The following is a 15,379-nucleotide window of genomic DNA, read 5'->3' as shown; positions in this document are numbered from 1 at the left end:
TTGATATGAAACTCAAGTGGATAGGTCTATGTATAAGCCTTTCAATAACCATGCTATCGCAAGCTGTTCAAGCCCAAGAAAAGGATAGCTTGGTGTTCCTAGGCGACACGCTAAGCCTAACACCGAAACAAATAGGTGAATGGGAAAAATCCGGAAAGCAGTATCTGCGACCGGTTAATGACCAACCTTCAAAATTTATTATCAACAAATTAGGTACCCTTTCATTCGAAGGTCAGCGATTCCAAATCGCTGACCCATTGGATGATGGAGTAACGAAGGTGCTAGTTATCGGGAATAGCTTTTCCGACGACGGTGTGGAGTATTACCTGCACGATCTGGCTAAACAAACCGGCAAGCCATTAGTAATTGGCAACCTTTTTCGTGGGGGTGCTCCATTAGACTTCCATCTAAAAAATGCACTGGAAGATATAGCCATCTACGACTACCGCAAGACCTTTATTGATGGCGCAAAGATCAATACCCGAAAGACTTCTATCCTGTCGGCATTGAAAGATGAGAATTGGGATATTATCTGCTTTCAGCAAGCGAGCGTCTTGTCAGGAGATTTGACCTCTGTTCAAAAAGATCTGCCAGAACTCTTCAATTACGTTCAAGCGAATTACCCGATCTCCAGCGTTCGCTATGCATATCATCAAACTTGGGCATATGCCAAGAATGCATCTACAAAGAACTTCGAGAAGTATAATCGCGACCAGAACTATATGTTCCAACAGATCGTCCAAGTGGCAAAGGAAGTGAAGCACATCATGCCTGTCGATATCCTAATCCCTTCAGGAACAGCAATTCAGAACGGGAGAACGTCCTATATCGAGGATAACTTCACCAGAGAAGGATATCATCTGGATCTAAAGATTGGCCGCTTCACGGCAGCATGCGCCTGGTATGAAAGTCTATTTGGCGATTTGGAAAACAATAGTTTTAAACCTTTCAATCTGAGCAAAACGCAGGCTGCGATAGCGCGCGAAGCTGCTATCAACGCCGTAAAAAATCCTTTCGTAGAAACAGTATCTGCAGAACGACTCAAAAAGATAGAGAAAATAGCATTTGCAACCATACAAGTCAACTTTGGAGCTGACTTGGTTATGCCAGGATGGAACTCTTTCTTATTTGAAAAAGCGAATACAAAGCTTTCCGACCTCAGCGATAATCAGAATAAGAATACCGATGTATCCATCCGCTTGCTGCAGAACTTTGATGCCCGAGCTGCCAATGGACCGCAACGGACAGCTACGAATTTCAAGATGCCGGCGGAAGTGTCCAAATCCTATTTTATTGTAAGAATTGATAAGGAAAATCAGAAGAGCCCATTCTTAGAAATTGCAGGACTCGACAGTTCAAAATCCTATAAAATCAACATTTACGCTGCTCAGAATAGCCAACAGAATCCTTTATTTTACTGGATAAAATCCGAAGCTATAAAAGGGAAAAAGTCTTTAAATAGCAGCTTCAATTTGGATAAAACCGCTACTTTCGAAGCAATAAAACCTACAAAGGATGGCAAACTGTTCATCGGCTTTGAATTGACAAAAGGAATTCAAGATGCAACAGCCGTAATCAATGCTTTAAGCATCACAGAATCACCAAACAAATAAGCGCTCTGACCGCTTAAGAACACGCGAAACTTACATGAAGACAAAATCAATTTTATTAGCTCTATCCCTTTGTTGTTTATTAACACCCAGCCAAGCCCAGTTTCAGAATCACGGCCCTCAGGTATTTGCGAAAGCAGTGCAAGGAAGCCATTTCATGAAGGATAAGCAGGGTAAAGAATACCTATTTACTGTTGTTCGAGGAATTCCAGGTAGAATATTGGGATATGAACTAAGTACTGGAAACAAAATATTAGAATCCGAATTAACGGGTACTGACGGCTCTTGGGACATGACGGTGTCGACGGATAATATCCTATATGCTACAGGAAATGGACATATTTATTCCTACAAGCTTGGCGATGCTAAACCTACCGCCCTACCGCTAAATGAACTCCATCAGAAAGTCGTTTGGGATTTACATCCCGCTGAAAACGGCGTAATTTACGGTGGAACCTATCCGGATGGCTTGGTATTCAAGTATCATCCCAAGACGGGTTTCGAAGAAGTTTCGGGCGGACCCATTTACGAAGGCGAAAATTACGTACGCGGATTGGTGTATAACAAAAACGATAAAAAGATATACGCTGGTACCGGATCGAATGCTAAGTTTATCCTACTCGACCCGAAGACGAAGCAAAAAACAACTTTGCTTCCTCATGTCAAAGACTTCAAGGAGTTCTTCTATGACATGGATATTGTGTGTAACATCAATGGAAAGGATCTTATCCTAGGTTATATCAACAGTAATACAAACTCGCAGAACTTTGTATATGATATACAATCCAAAGAAATCCTGCGCTTCCTCCCTCCTTTCGACATGAAATCTGTGGTCAAAGATCCGAAGTCTAATACCATTTATTACACCTCGAGATCTCAAGTTTATGCCTTAGACTTAGGAAATAAGAACGCGGAACCTATCGCAATTAGCGATATCAAAGGTGCTGGCAAAGCCGGGACATGGACTAACAAAGGCGAATACCAGGTTTTCAGCAATGCGCAAATCGTCTATCGTATCCAGCCGAAAACAAAGCAAAAAGATAGCCTGACCCTGGAAGTACCAAACTCGCCTATTCATATTCAAACGATCTATTGGGGGCCGGACGATAAAGTCTGGAGTGCCGGATATCTTGCAGGGCAGCATGGAAGCTATGACCCAAAAACGGGAGAGCATCAAGAGTATCCCGGTCTCCATCAAACGGAAGGTATGAGCAGCCTGAACAACAAGCTGTATTTCGGCATCTATACCAAGGCGCATATCTATTCATATGACTTGACGAAACCATGGAAAGTAGGCTCCGGAAACCCTAAACATCTAGGACAGATCAAAGATCAAGACCGACCATTTGCAGTTATTACGCTAGCAGACCGAAACGAGCTGATCTTCGGAACAGTGCCACCATATGGCGAATTAGGCGGTACGATCAGCCATCTTGATGCAGAAACCGAGCAGATCAAGACGTTCGAAAATGTCATTCCCAACCAATCGATCATTTCATTACTTAACCATAATGGACGCGTATTTGGTGGATCGTCAATCTCCGGAGGCTTAGGTATTCTACCTACAGAAAAAAGAGGGAAGATCTTCGAATGGGATCCTGAGCGCAAGCAAGTATTATGGACAGATAGCGTAGCAAATTACTGGTCTATATCCGGGTTATTTTCCGGACCGAACGGCCATATCTGGGGATTCGCAGATGGTACGTTGTTCGAATACGACCCGGACCAAAAGAAAGTGATCTATGAGCTTCCTGTCTATCGTTATCCGAAATATCCTAGTCATATTTGGCGCAACGGTTTAGGTGTTTATCATCCGAACGGGATGATTTATTTTACGCTTTCCGATAGCATGTACAGTTTCGATCCGAAAAGCAAGAAGCTTACAAAGCTAAGGGATAATGCATCCCTGATGATCCTTGGAAAGGATAATAAATTATACTTCCGAAGGGATACCGACCTCTGGAGCTATACGCCCGAGGAAAAGCACTAAAATAAAAAAAGGCAGCGACTTCAAAAGTCGCTGCCTTTTCTCTTATCTAAAGCAACAGCTTAATAGCTATAATGCTCATTCTGCTCAAGCGCTTTATTTCTATCCCATGCATCTCGAGGAATTGGGAATACGATCGGCGTGGTCTTCAACCAAGGTTTCTGCGCCACATTTAGATCCGCATAGTTAGGGCGTTCTTGTTCAATGAATTTCAAGAAGCGACCGCTACGGTTCAAATCAGAGAAACCGCCTGTAGGTTCCCAAATAAACTCCAGACGACGCTCTTTAAAGATTGCATCCAGTGTCTGGCTCTTGTTAAGGGTTGTTGGAAGGTTGTCCAATCCGGCGCGCGTTCTAATTTTATTCACCTCGCCAATCGCCTTTGCCGACTGGTTCAACTCATTCAACGCCTCAGCATAGTTCAACAAGATCTCCGCAAAACGAATAACCGGTGGATTGACCCCTGAGTTGTTTAACGTCGGCTTCTGCCAATACTTCGTCATAATAAATCCCGATCTGGACCAACCTGCAGGTACATTGGTCGGCATTACAAATGCAGGCATATCCTGATGCTTCTCGCCAGGACCAATGATAGAAGCCCAATAGCGCTTATCTTTTATTTTCCCGCTGGCATCTTTTTCATGCGCATTCACCCAGTGCTGCTGTGGTACGAAGTTACTCCATGCCGCGCCGCCGGTAAATTCCGCAGGAGCCCCACGAGGTGCCGTACGCTTCACTAAGTTATTGCCCTCTGCATCCACACCTTCTTTAAATTGCGTAGAGAATAGAATCTCCGCATTATTCTCGTTCGTCTCCATGAAAACCGAGCGATAATCTGGTAACAAAGAGTAATGGCCTTCAGCAAACAATTCCTCCGTCACGCTAACCACCTCCTGATATTTCTTCTGCCACAAATACGACTTATTCAATAATGCTTTACAAGCGCCGGACGTCACTTTACCCACATTATTGCCTTCCCATTTTACAGGCAAGTCCGCCTTTGCTTCCTGTAGATCCTTCTCGATCTGTCCCCACACATCGGTAGAACTTGATCTCGCAATCTGCAGATCCGAACTCGCATCCAGAGGCTCTAAAATCAAAGGAACACCGCCAAAATAAGTTACCAAACGATAGTAGAATAAAGCACGAACAAACTTCGCCTGCGCAATGATTTTCTTCTTCGCATCTTCCTCGCCGTCCGTCATGCTTGCCACTTTAGCTATAACCGTATTCGCGCGGCTGATCCCTAAATAGGCTGCGGTGTACACATCGCGCAAGATTGTATTTGTTGAAGGAAAAGCTAAGGAGTGCAATTCGATACGGTTTGCACTACCGTCCATCTCATACATATCTCCGGAAATAGCCCATTCTATATCTGCTGCATCGCGAACATTGGTAAAAGCTTCCTCTTTCTGCAGCGACCCATAAACACCGATCAGCGCAGCCTCCGCATCGGAGATGCTGGTGAAAAACTTATCCTCCACTAGTATATCGGTAGGTGATAACGTTAAAAAGCTATCACTGCACGCTGTTGCTGAACTCAACAAAGCAAACAACGCTATATTTCTTATTATTTTCATTGTTATTCTTCTTAAGGTTAGAATCCTACTTTCACTCCAAACATAAAGGTTCTCGGCATTGGGTAAACCCCATCATCCACACCCGATGCTAACGGGTTTGTCGACCCTACTTCCGGATCGAATCCTGAGTACTTCGTAAATGTTAATGCGTTTTGAACCGAACCATATACGCGTACGCGCTTCACCATCTTACTGTTTTCGAAGATATTCGAAGGCAAGCTATAGCCTAGCGTAATGTTGCGAAGACGCAGGTAAGAACCATCTTCAATATAGAAAGATGATAAATTCGCATAGTTCCCATTGACATCGGTGTACTTTAAAATTGGCACCGAGTTACCACCATTTTCAGGAGTCCAACGGTTCAATACCTCTGCTGATGCATTGATTACGCCACTACCGCCAAAATATTTAATCGGATAGGTCGAAAACTTAGCGACGTGAAAGATCTCGTTTCCAGCAACACCCTGCCACAACATATTCAGATCGAAACCCTTGTACGATAGATCCATGTTCATACCGTAAGTCAAGCTAGGCCAAGGTGTCCCCAACATTACGCGGTCTTCATCCGTTAAAGCATTATCGCCATTTACATCGCGGTATTTAAAATCTCCAGCCGAAGCATTTGGTTGGAAAGCCTTATCGACTTCCGCATTCGTCTGATAGATACCATCCACGATATACCCTCTAAAGTAACCTATAGGATTTCCAACTTCCGTATACGAACTGTTCATGCTTGTAAAGCCTACAATCGGTCCCGAAATTGGGTTTCCGGCACCCATTGAAATCACTTCATTCTTTAAAGTTGATAGATTCACACTCACATCATACTTGAACTCATTGCCGCTCGCATAACCCAACAATAATTCAAAACCCGAGTTTCTGATCTTACCGCCGTTTACTGAAGGAGCTGATTCAAAACCCGCCTCCAACGAAACCGGTAAGCTCACGAGCATATCGCGCGTATCTTTGATATAGTATTCTGCTGTTAAATAACCCTTGTTGTTCAGGAAAGTCGCATCCACACCAAAATTGATCTGCTCACTGGTTTCCCATTTCAAGTCCATATTGCCCGGACGCATCATACTCGCTCCAGTCACCAAAACTTGGCCTGGCCCCAATATATAGTTGTCTGATACGCGACCTAAGCCGTAGGTGCTCGAATAGCCGAAGGCTCCGATTGCGTCATTACCCAATTGTCCCCAGCTACCGCGAAGCTTTAAGCTATTGATAGGCCCAGCCTGATTGAAGAAGCTCTCCTCAGAGATATTCCATCCTGCCGATACCGATGGGAAGTTACCCCACTTATAAGATGGTCCAAAATTAGAAGATCCATCACGACGAATACTTGCCGAGAAGAGATACTTATTATCGTAGGAATAATTGACACGGCCAAGATAGGAAGCCAAAGTGTAAACCGAACCTGTACCGGAACCACGACGATTGGCTTCGGAACTCGTATTCACGACGCGGATTGTTTCATTTTGGAATTCGCGCGCTGTAATTGAAATCCAATCGCTCGCATTGCGTTGAGCGGTTTGACCTACAATTGCCGATAGGTTGTGTTTATCAAATTGTTTGGTATAACTTAGCGTATTCTCGATCAACCAATTTAAACCTTGAGTCTGTGTTTCGCCCAATACAGCTTGCGGGTTGCTATAGAATCCGCGTTGCACCTTAGGTTCCCAGGTGCTCGTACGATTGGAGTTGAAATCCAAACCTACACTCGACCGGAACTTTAATCCCTCCATAATGGTCAACTCTCCGAAAGCATTACCATAAAGACGCATATTTCTAAGGTAGTTTTCATCCGTCTTCGCACGCAAATAAGGGTTATCACCCTGCGTAGAATAGTATGCTGAAGAACCACTAACCACATCCTCCAAGCCTAAGGTAGGGTAGAATTGCTGCGCTAGGTTGAAGATACCCAAGCGGAAATCCTCATTCTGCTGTCCCTTCCCTTGTGTGTATGTGAAAGCCATACTACCACCGAATTTTAAGCGCTCATTGGCTTGGATATCGACATTCGCACGACCTGTATAGCGTTTATTCCAAGTCTCAATCAAGGTACCGGTCTGATCGCGATAGCCTAAGGATAGTGCATTCTTAATCTTTTGGTTGCCCCCTGTCATAGAGACATCTAAGTTATACATAGGCGCCGTACGGAAAACTTCGTTGATCCAGTTGGTTCCCTCGCCCAAAGAAGCTGGATTTGCCCATTCTGGATTAGGAGCCATATTTGAGTTTTTGTAAAGCTCATTGGCAAGCGTCGCAAATTGCTCAGCATTTAAGAACTTCGGCTTTTTCCATAAGCTCTGAAATCCGGTATAGGCATTCACATCTACCGATGTTACCCCTTCTTTACCACGCTTGGTCGTAATCAAAATAACCCCGTTTGCCGCGCGAGCTCCATAAATGGATGCGGCAGCAGCATCTTTCAATACTTCGATGGACTCAATATCGTTGGGATTAACGATCGACATACCATCCACTTGATCCGAACTCCCGCTGATTCCGATATTGCCACCGCCTACCGGGAAGCCATCAATAACGTAAAGCGGTTGGTTTCCACCCGTGGTCCCTACCCCGCGGATACGAACCGAACTCGAACCGCCCGGTGCACCACTGGTTTGTGTAATCGTCACTCCAGGGACTTTACCCTGAATAGCAGAAGTAAAGGAGTTTGTTGCTACTTTCTCCAAATCGCTCGCCTTCACCGAGGATATCGAACCGGTCAATTCTTTTCTGCGTTGCGTACCATAACCTACAACGACCACTTCTTCTAAATTGGCCTGTTCAGATTCCAAAATAACTTGTAAATTGCTGTTATTAGCAACAGTTACCTCTTTTGGTACGTACCCGACATAGGTGAAAACCAAAGTTTTCCCCTGGAGTTGACCCGCGATCTCAAATTCGCCGGCATTATTCGTGCTAGCAGAAGCCGAGCCGTCCTTCACTCGAACAGTTACCCCCGCCAATGGCTGATTATTTGAATCGGTCACCCTTCCCGATAGTTTCTCCTGTGCATACACCTTTAAATAAGACATCTCCGTTGCATGAGCATACAAATCGGTTTGACTTAATAAAGGAGAACTCAAAAAGAAACATAGCATGTAGATTTTTGATCTCATAATGTTGAATTTATAATGTTGATTTTATTTTTAATAACAATACTATGCTGGACTCGTTCGAAACCAGGCAATTAGCTAGCTTGATCTGAATTTATTGAATTTCAATAAAATCCTCTGTCCTATCGGCTAGATCAAGAGAGCTAAATATGTAATGTTATAGGCTTTAAGTTTTTCTCAGTTAGTACAGTACGCTTAGGAAACCCTAAACGCTCGCAACATGACTCATCGTCAATTGGGTACGTTAACGAATATACAAGTTTTTTGTAAAAAAGATATAATATAGCCAAATTTTTGTTCCCGTAAGGAGGAAATTTCGTCTTGCCCCAGTCGAGTTTAGGAAAGACCTCCTTTTGCATAGTTCTCTTTCAAAGCCCTTTCAGAACCCTTATAAACCCCTATCAGAACCCTTCTCGAAAGGCTTTAATTTGGGTAAATAAGGGTTATGGAAAAAGTGAGAGTAGACGAAGGTACCTTTGCAACAAAACCTTCCTGTGTCCATAGTAACAGGAACAGTGATAATCGATCTTAATCGTCATTAAAAGAATATACTTTCTGAAGAACAGAAGGACACGGACGGCGCAAAATAGGAGGCAGAAAGAAATCCACGACACTAGTTCGTGGATTCGAGGTTAATTGATTTGGTTGGTGAGTATTTTTAATCTGCTTGATTTAAAATCTTTGCAGCATCTTGATCATCGTATTGTATTATTAAATCTTTTAATGTGTTTTTTAAGTGCTGTATTGTCTTTTCGTATTTCTTCTGCCCGTATAAATTATTCAGCTCTTTTGGGTCTTTCTTCAGATCGTAAAGCTCCCAAGCTTCTTGTCCTTTATAAAAACGAACCAGTTTATAGCGTTCTGTGGTTATCCCAAAATGCGGAGACACATGGTGCGGTTGTGGAAATTCATAATAATGATAGTAGCTAGCTTCGCGCGTCACTACGTTCTTTCCGTTCACTTTCAATAGATCAAGGAAAGATGTTCCTTGTATATCCGAAGATACGGAAACTCCGGCAATTTCCAATAAGGTTGGCGCCCAATCTATATTTAACACATGCTGTTTGAATTTCGTGCCTGGCTTAATGACCTTGGGATAGCGGATGACGAAAGGTGTCTTCAAGGATTCCTGATAAATGAAACGTTTGTCGAACCAGCCGTGCTCACCGAGGTAGAATCCTTGATCGGAGCCATAAATGACAATGGTATTCTCTGCTAACCCATGCTGATCCAAATAGGCCAGCAGCTTTCCGATATTGCGATCCAGCGAATTGGCGGTTGCCAGATAATCTTTTAGGTAACGTTGATATTTCCATTCGGTCAATGCGTTGCCCGTTAATTTCTTTGCATCATAATCTTTTGCAATTTCATCATAATAAGCTTGTACCTTGGCAGCTTGCTCTTTATTCAGGCGTTCGTACATACCCTGATAGACCAAGCGTTCTACGGCCTGCTTCTCGCGATCGTTCAATACCTTATCGCCATAGCGCCGCTGTGTTATTCTTTTGCGCTTTGCCGCTGCCTGTTCATCCGACAGTCCAAACTTCGCATGTACTTTTAGATCGTCTGAAATGCGCATGCTTTTTTCGATGGTCATGTCCTGATCGGCGGCTGCTTTTCTACCTTCATAAGAATCATAAAATGTTTCCGGCAGAGGAAACTCGACATCATCATAAATGCCTAAATCTTCAATTGACGGTAACCATTCGCGATGGGTAGCCTTCTCACCCACAACCAAAAAGAAAGGCTTGTCCTTATCTCGTTTATCCATCCAATCAGTTGCAAACTCGGTTATGATATCCGTCACATAACCCTCATATCGCGCTGTATCGTTCTTCGAATCAATGAAATCGGGATTGTAATAATATCCTTGACCGGGCAAAATTTTCCAATCATCGAATGCATCGCCTGGCAATGAACCTAAATGCCACTTCCCTATCCAAGCGGTTTGATAATCACCTTGTTTCATCAACCGGCTGAACAGCGTTTGGTCCATATCAAATTTACCTTCATTGGCTAAGTATCCATTTTTATGGCTGTACTTTCCGGTAAGCAGATTTGCGCGCGAGGGGCCGCAGATGGAATTGGTGACCAGAAAATTTTCAAATAAGCCACCCTCTTTCGCTATCCGGTCAATGTTTGGCGTTTTCACGTGCTTATTACCATAAGCACCGATTGCCTGATAGGCATGATCGTCAGAAAAAATAAAGATGATATTAGGTTTCTTCTCCTGTGCATAGATCTGCATGGCGCTGAAAGACAGTAAACTTAGAGCAGAAAATAGGAAGGAAACGTATCTTTTCATAGCTAGCGGATTGGGTTTATTTAAACGAAGGTAGCAAATTAGCCATAATCAGGGATATGGAAATCTAGAAGAATTTGGCAACTTTGTTTTAGATAAATGCGAACTATGAAATCATTATTTCTTTCCCTATCCCTAAGTGTATTTTCGCTAGGGTCTACTTATGCTCAGATGCAAAAATTTTTCAAATTAGACTACCGATTTGTTGCTTCTGAAATGCCGAGCGATGCCGAGATGGCCGAGATAGAAGCCTTTCAAACAGTCTATGTTAATGACAAACTGATCAAAGTATCTCCAAGCACTTTGGAAAGCCCAATTTATTTAATAAACAAAGAGTCGAACAAGGGTTCTATCCTATTCCCAGAAGAGAAACAATTTGTTGAGGTTAGCACTGGCGGTACAACGATGGACGCGGTTGAAGGCATGAGTTTTGACTTTGTCGAGGGGAAGACCAAAAAAATTGCAGGTTATGATTGTAAATTAGCTCAGCTGCGTATTGAGTCTTTCGCAGAAGGTGTTGAGGCAAGTATTATTGACTTTTGGTATACCGAAGCTATCCCATCAATCTATTGGGGCGAATTTGAAATGCTATCATTAATTCCAGGCGCGGTATTGGAATTTACGAGTGCAGGAAATGGATTTGTCGTCACGAAGGTTTCGAAGGTTGATGTAAAGCAATCGGAATTTGAAGTTCCGAAAGACTATACCCTATTAGAATTAGATGAAGAAGAAGCGAATGAGGTAGATTCAATCGGTAGTTTGACAGGCATGCAAGTGGCGGACAACCGTTTTATCTATTCAAATGATGAGGGCACGCTATATGGTTTGGCAGACCATGATGACCAACATATCACTGGTTTGGAATTCACATTTATTGATTATTATCGGGATGACGTTGCTATCGCATCCGATCCAGATAACAAGTTTGGTTTAATCGACATCAACGGAAAGCCTGTTGTTCCATTGAAATACGAATATGTAGCGGTGGATTATAATTCGGAAGCGTATCTTTTTAGTGAAGATGGAAAAGTAGGTTTATTGAATAAGGAGGGAAAAATATTAGTGAAGCCGGAATATGATCAAATTGCAACGATGATCGATGGAAAAGCCGCAGTTTCTAAGGACGATCTTTGGGGAATCATCGATGTAAATGGTAAAATCGTTATTCCTTTTGAATACGAAATGATTACTGAACTAAATAAGACGAATTTCGTTGTTTACCACGAGGGAATAATGGCGCTATACAATTTAAAAACGAATAAATTGGTCAAAGAGGGCTACGACTATATCTCGCTATCGCAAGATTCGCCATTGATTACCGTGCAGCAAGGTGCAAAGTTTGGTTTCATCAATCCATTGGGGGAAGTTGTGATCCCGATCAAATATACGGCGGCCGGTACCTTCGCGAGCGGCGAAGCTATTGTTGCAGAAGATCCCGATGGTGAAGACCAATATATCATTAATATGAGAGGCGAGCGCGTGGAGGAAAACTAACTCAAAAAAGAAAGACTTATCTTCGCCCAAGAATAAATGCTGTTAACGGTTCATGTTGAGATATTACGCCATATTTACTAAATACGTTCCTCGGATAATCATTTTATCTGTCATGCTTTCCTTGGGGAAGTCTGTGATGGCGCAAGATCTGCTTAGCAGTTTAGCGTCGCAATATCAGAAAAGTGCAGCGAATAGCGCCGAGCGATATTTATTGACCGGCAAATATGCGCAGGCTATGTTTTTTAATGATCAGGTGGACGAAGCATTTAAACTTTTGCATGATAATATTGCCTCGGCATCGAAACTTAAAGAGGCTAAATATGTTGCTTATCTGCAGACCGTATTGGCTATTAATTTTCAGATTGCAGAGAACCCGGCGCAGGCGAATATCCAAATCTCCAAAGCTAGGAGCAACATGGCTCGAACGCTGGACAACGAAACCAAAGGCTACGTGATGTATGGGCAGGGTTGGATTCAATCGCGACAGTTGAAGGAAGCTGAAGCGGTGCGTAGTTTTGTCACAGCGCTAGAATATTTAGATAGAGCGCCGCATTCGAATACTTTGTTAGGCCGGAAATCGTCCATCTATAAGGAATTAACGGCAATATATTCCAACTGGAATGAAACTGAATTGCAGGATAAGTACTCTAAGTTATCCTTAGACTTGGCGATAAAGCAAAAGGATCCGTCTTCCATATTTGATGGGTATATGTCTTTAGGATACTTACATGAGCAGCAGTTTTTAAGAGATGAAGCAGATTTGAAGCATCGGGATCTAGCAGAAAAATACTATCTACAGGCATTAGAAACCTATCAGAATAATAAAGCTGAAATTCCTTTTTCCTCTAATTTATCCTTTGTTTCCAGCAACTTAGCACATCTTTATTTGCGGTCATATCCGGCCTCGTATCGCGCGAAAGCAAAGAAATATGCCGAATTAGCGAAGCAGCATGGGCAAGAAAGCAATGAACATAATCATGTATCATCGGCATATGGTATTATGGCGGAAATGGCGATGCAGGAGAACAACCCTGCCTTAGCCAAGGAATATCTATTGGCATCGCTTTCCGAGATCAACAACTCAAGCAATCAGGATCAGAACGTTTTGATGAGCATCTATGAAAGTCTTTCGAATATTAGTGAGAAGGAAAAGAAATTTGATGAGGCGGTAAACTATTATAAGCGGTATATCGAAATATTCAAGCGGGTTTACGATCAGGAGCAATTGAATTTAGGGAAGCGACTGGAAGCGCAGTTTGAGAAGGGTCGGCAAGAGCAACAAGTGCAGAATTTACGCTTGGAATCGGAAAAGAAAGAACAGCAATTGAGTTTAATGGCAGCTCTTGGTATTCAACAGAAGCAAGATCTGGAAAACATGAAGCTTATTCAAGATAACCAATCGAAAGAATTGGAATTAGCGAAACTGGAAACTGAGAAACAGAATCAGGAACTGCGGATGTCGAAACTCGAGGCACAAAACATAGCCGCGGAGATCAGCAATTATCAGCAGGAAATCAATTTCAGGGAAAAAGTAAACACTTATTTCATTCTTTCGTTTGCGACTATATTTTTATTGTTCTTGGTCTTGTTATATGCTTATCAACAGCGTTCCAAGCATATGAAACAGAATGATGCGCTGCATCAATTAGCGTTAGAACAGGAGCGTCAGCATTCAAAAATATCAACGCTGACCGCCATGCTGCATGGGCAAGAATTGGAAAGAGGCAGATTAGCTCGCGACCTGCACGATGGTTTAGGTGGGTTACTTTCAGGCACGAAGCTTCATTTATCGCAATTAAACGACCGCATTACAGAAAACAACAAGGAAACCATGGACAAGACGATGGGGCACTTGGATTTAGCTGTGGATGAGTTACGCCGTGTTGCCCATAATTTGATGCCAGATCTGTTGCAAAAGTATGGATTGGAAGAAGCGTTATCAGACTATGCTACTCGCATGTCAACCGACACATTAGACGTGGATGTGCAGTTTCTGCACTACGATAAGCAGCTTCCGATCGATAAACAACTTATCGTGTATCGAATTATCCAGGAATTGGTAAATAATGCGATTAAGCATGCCAAGCCAGCACAAATCTTGATACAGGTAGTGGAAGAAGAGAACAGCTATCAGATTACGGTAGAAGATGATGGCGCAGGATTCGACTTTAAAACATTAAAAAACAATCAGTCTGCCGGACTGCATAATATCCAATCGAGAGTAGAATTCTTAAAAGGATCAGTCCAAATTAACTCGGAAATTAATCAAGGAACGAGCATTGAGTTTCAGTTTCCCAAATCTCAAAACGTATGATAAACATTGCGATCGCGGATGACCACCCTTTATTATTAGAGGGTCTACGAAATATACTATCCAAGGAAGAGGATCTAACGGTTGTCGGATGCTTCCCTAGTGCTGAGGCACTACAAGCGGCACTAAAGTATGAAAAGATTGATATTCTCTTATTGGACATCAACCTTTCTGACACCAATAGCTTAGAACTTATTCGTCCACTGCGTGCGAGTTATCCTAGCATGCACATCATCATTATTAGTGTGCATAATGAATATGCAGTTATCAACTCAGCCTTTGAAGAGGGCGCGGAAGGGTATATTCAAAAGAACTCCTCTATTGATGAGATTCTGACAGGAATTCAGCATATCTTGCATGGTAAGCGCTTCATGTGTTCTCAAACCAAGAGCATCGTTGATAAAAAAAATCAGAGCGAACTGAAGAGCGTCCCGAAACTGACCCGCCGCGAGAAGGAGATATTAATAGAAGCAGCAATGGGATTAACAACAATTCAGATTGCCGAAAAACTATTCATCAGCCACCATACGGTTGAAAGCCATCGAAAGAATTTGATTGAGAAATTCAAGGCCTCAAATTTGAGTTCGGCCATTAAAATGGCTTATGAATATGGGCTTATTTTGGAGGTAAAGTCATAAATCAAGAAGGGTTGTCCAAATTGAACAACCCTTCTCTTTTTAAAAAAACTTCTATTCGTTTTCATCCGAATTTCCGCTTTTCAATATCTGACTACTCAGAAGTCAAATTGATTACATTTCATCTAACCAAGATTCAACTTCTTCTTTAGTCTTCCCTGTTTTCTTTTGAAGTTTTCCTAATAACTCGTCTTCTTTTCCTTCTGCATAAAGTAGATCATCATCAGTAAGATCTGCGTATTGTTGCTTCACTTTTCCTTTGATTTCGTTCCAACGGCCTTTCCATGTTAACTTGTTCATACTTTTTCTCCTTTTTAATGTTTATTAATGTGATT

The 15,379-nt window shown here is 42.5% G+C and carries 9 protein-coding genes; 5 read left to right on the top strand and 4 right to left on the bottom strand.

Translation table 11 applies throughout. The features are described from left to right. Positions 1 to 50: 50 nt before the first annotated feature. Together DSM08_RS06480 and DSM08_RS06475 are read left to right on the top strand one after the other, a co-directional pair. A complete protein-coding gene (locus DSM08_RS06480; RefSeq protein ID WP_187773993.1) occupies positions 51 to 1,613 on the top strand; it encodes a DUF4886 domain-containing protein in 1,563 nt (520 codons plus the stop codon). A gap of 34 nt (positions 1,614 to 1,647) precedes the next feature. Then, positions 1,648 to 3,600, top strand: a complete 1,953-nt coding sequence (locus tag DSM08_RS06475) for an NHL repeat-containing protein (protein ID WP_149525393.1) — start codon at positions 1,648 to 1,650, stop codon at positions 3,598 to 3,600. A gap of 59 nt (positions 3,601 to 3,659) precedes the next feature. Here DSM08_RS06475 and DSM08_RS06470 read toward each other — a convergent pair whose 3' ends face one another. From DSM08_RS06470 to DSM08_RS06460, 3 genes are all read right to left on the bottom strand, one after another. After that, on the bottom strand, positions 3,660 to 5,177 hold the full coding sequence (locus tag DSM08_RS06470) for a RagB/SusD family nutrient uptake outer membrane protein (RefSeq protein ID WP_149525392.1): 1,518 nt from the start codon (positions 5,175 to 5,177) through the stop codon (positions 3,660 to 3,662). Between the two features lie 17 nt (positions 5,178 to 5,194). Further along, positions 5,195 to 8,305: a SusC/RagA family TonB-linked outer membrane protein gene (locus DSM08_RS06465; protein ID WP_149525391.1), complete on the bottom strand. Its 3,111-nt coding sequence runs from the start codon at positions 8,303 to 8,305 to the stop codon at positions 5,195 to 5,197. Between the two features lie 655 nt (positions 8,306 to 8,960). Beyond that, positions 8,961 to 10,607, bottom strand: coding sequence for a sulfatase family protein (locus tag DSM08_RS06460; RefSeq protein WP_149525390.1), 1,647 nt, complete (start codon positions 10,605 to 10,607; stop codon positions 8,961 to 8,963). Positions 10,608 to 10,712: 105 nt separating this feature from the next. On the opposite strand from DSM08_RS06460, the gene DSM08_RS06455 reads away from it, so the two are divergent. The 3 genes from DSM08_RS06455 to DSM08_RS06445 are packed head-to-tail and all read left to right on the top strand — an operon-like array spanning position 10,713 to position 15,047. After that, positions 10,713 to 12,098 (top strand): WG repeat-containing protein, encoded by a 1,386-nt coding sequence (locus DSM08_RS06455; protein WP_187773992.1) that lies wholly within the window; start codon positions 10,713 to 10,715, stop codon positions 12,096 to 12,098. Between the two features lie 52 nt (positions 12,099 to 12,150). After that, complete coding sequence (locus DSM08_RS06450) at positions 12,151 to 14,412, top strand: sensor histidine kinase (RefSeq protein WP_149525388.1); 2,262 nt, start codon at positions 12,151 to 12,153, stop codon at positions 14,410 to 14,412. Next, positions 14,409 to 15,047, top strand: a complete 639-nt coding sequence (locus DSM08_RS06445; RefSeq protein WP_149525387.1) for a response regulator transcription factor — start codon at positions 14,409 to 14,411, stop codon at positions 15,045 to 15,047. Before DSM08_RS06450 ends, DSM08_RS06445 begins: the two co-directional genes overlap by 4 nt. A 111-nt stretch (positions 15,048 to 15,158) precedes the next feature. On the opposite strand, the gene DSM08_RS06440 is transcribed toward DSM08_RS06445, so the two are convergent. Further along, on the bottom strand, positions 15,159 to 15,344 hold the full coding sequence (locus DSM08_RS06440; protein WP_149525386.1) for a CsbD family protein: 186 nt from the start codon (positions 15,342 to 15,344) through the stop codon (positions 15,159 to 15,161). Positions 15,345 to 15,379 lie beyond the last annotated feature (35 nt).

The organism is Sphingobacterium hotanense, from assembly GCF_008274825.1.
Classification (GTDB): domain Bacteria; phylum Bacteroidota; class Bacteroidia; order Sphingobacteriales; family Sphingobacteriaceae; genus Sphingobacterium; species Sphingobacterium hotanense.
This window is presented reverse-complemented; position numbering and strand designations above follow the sequence as displayed.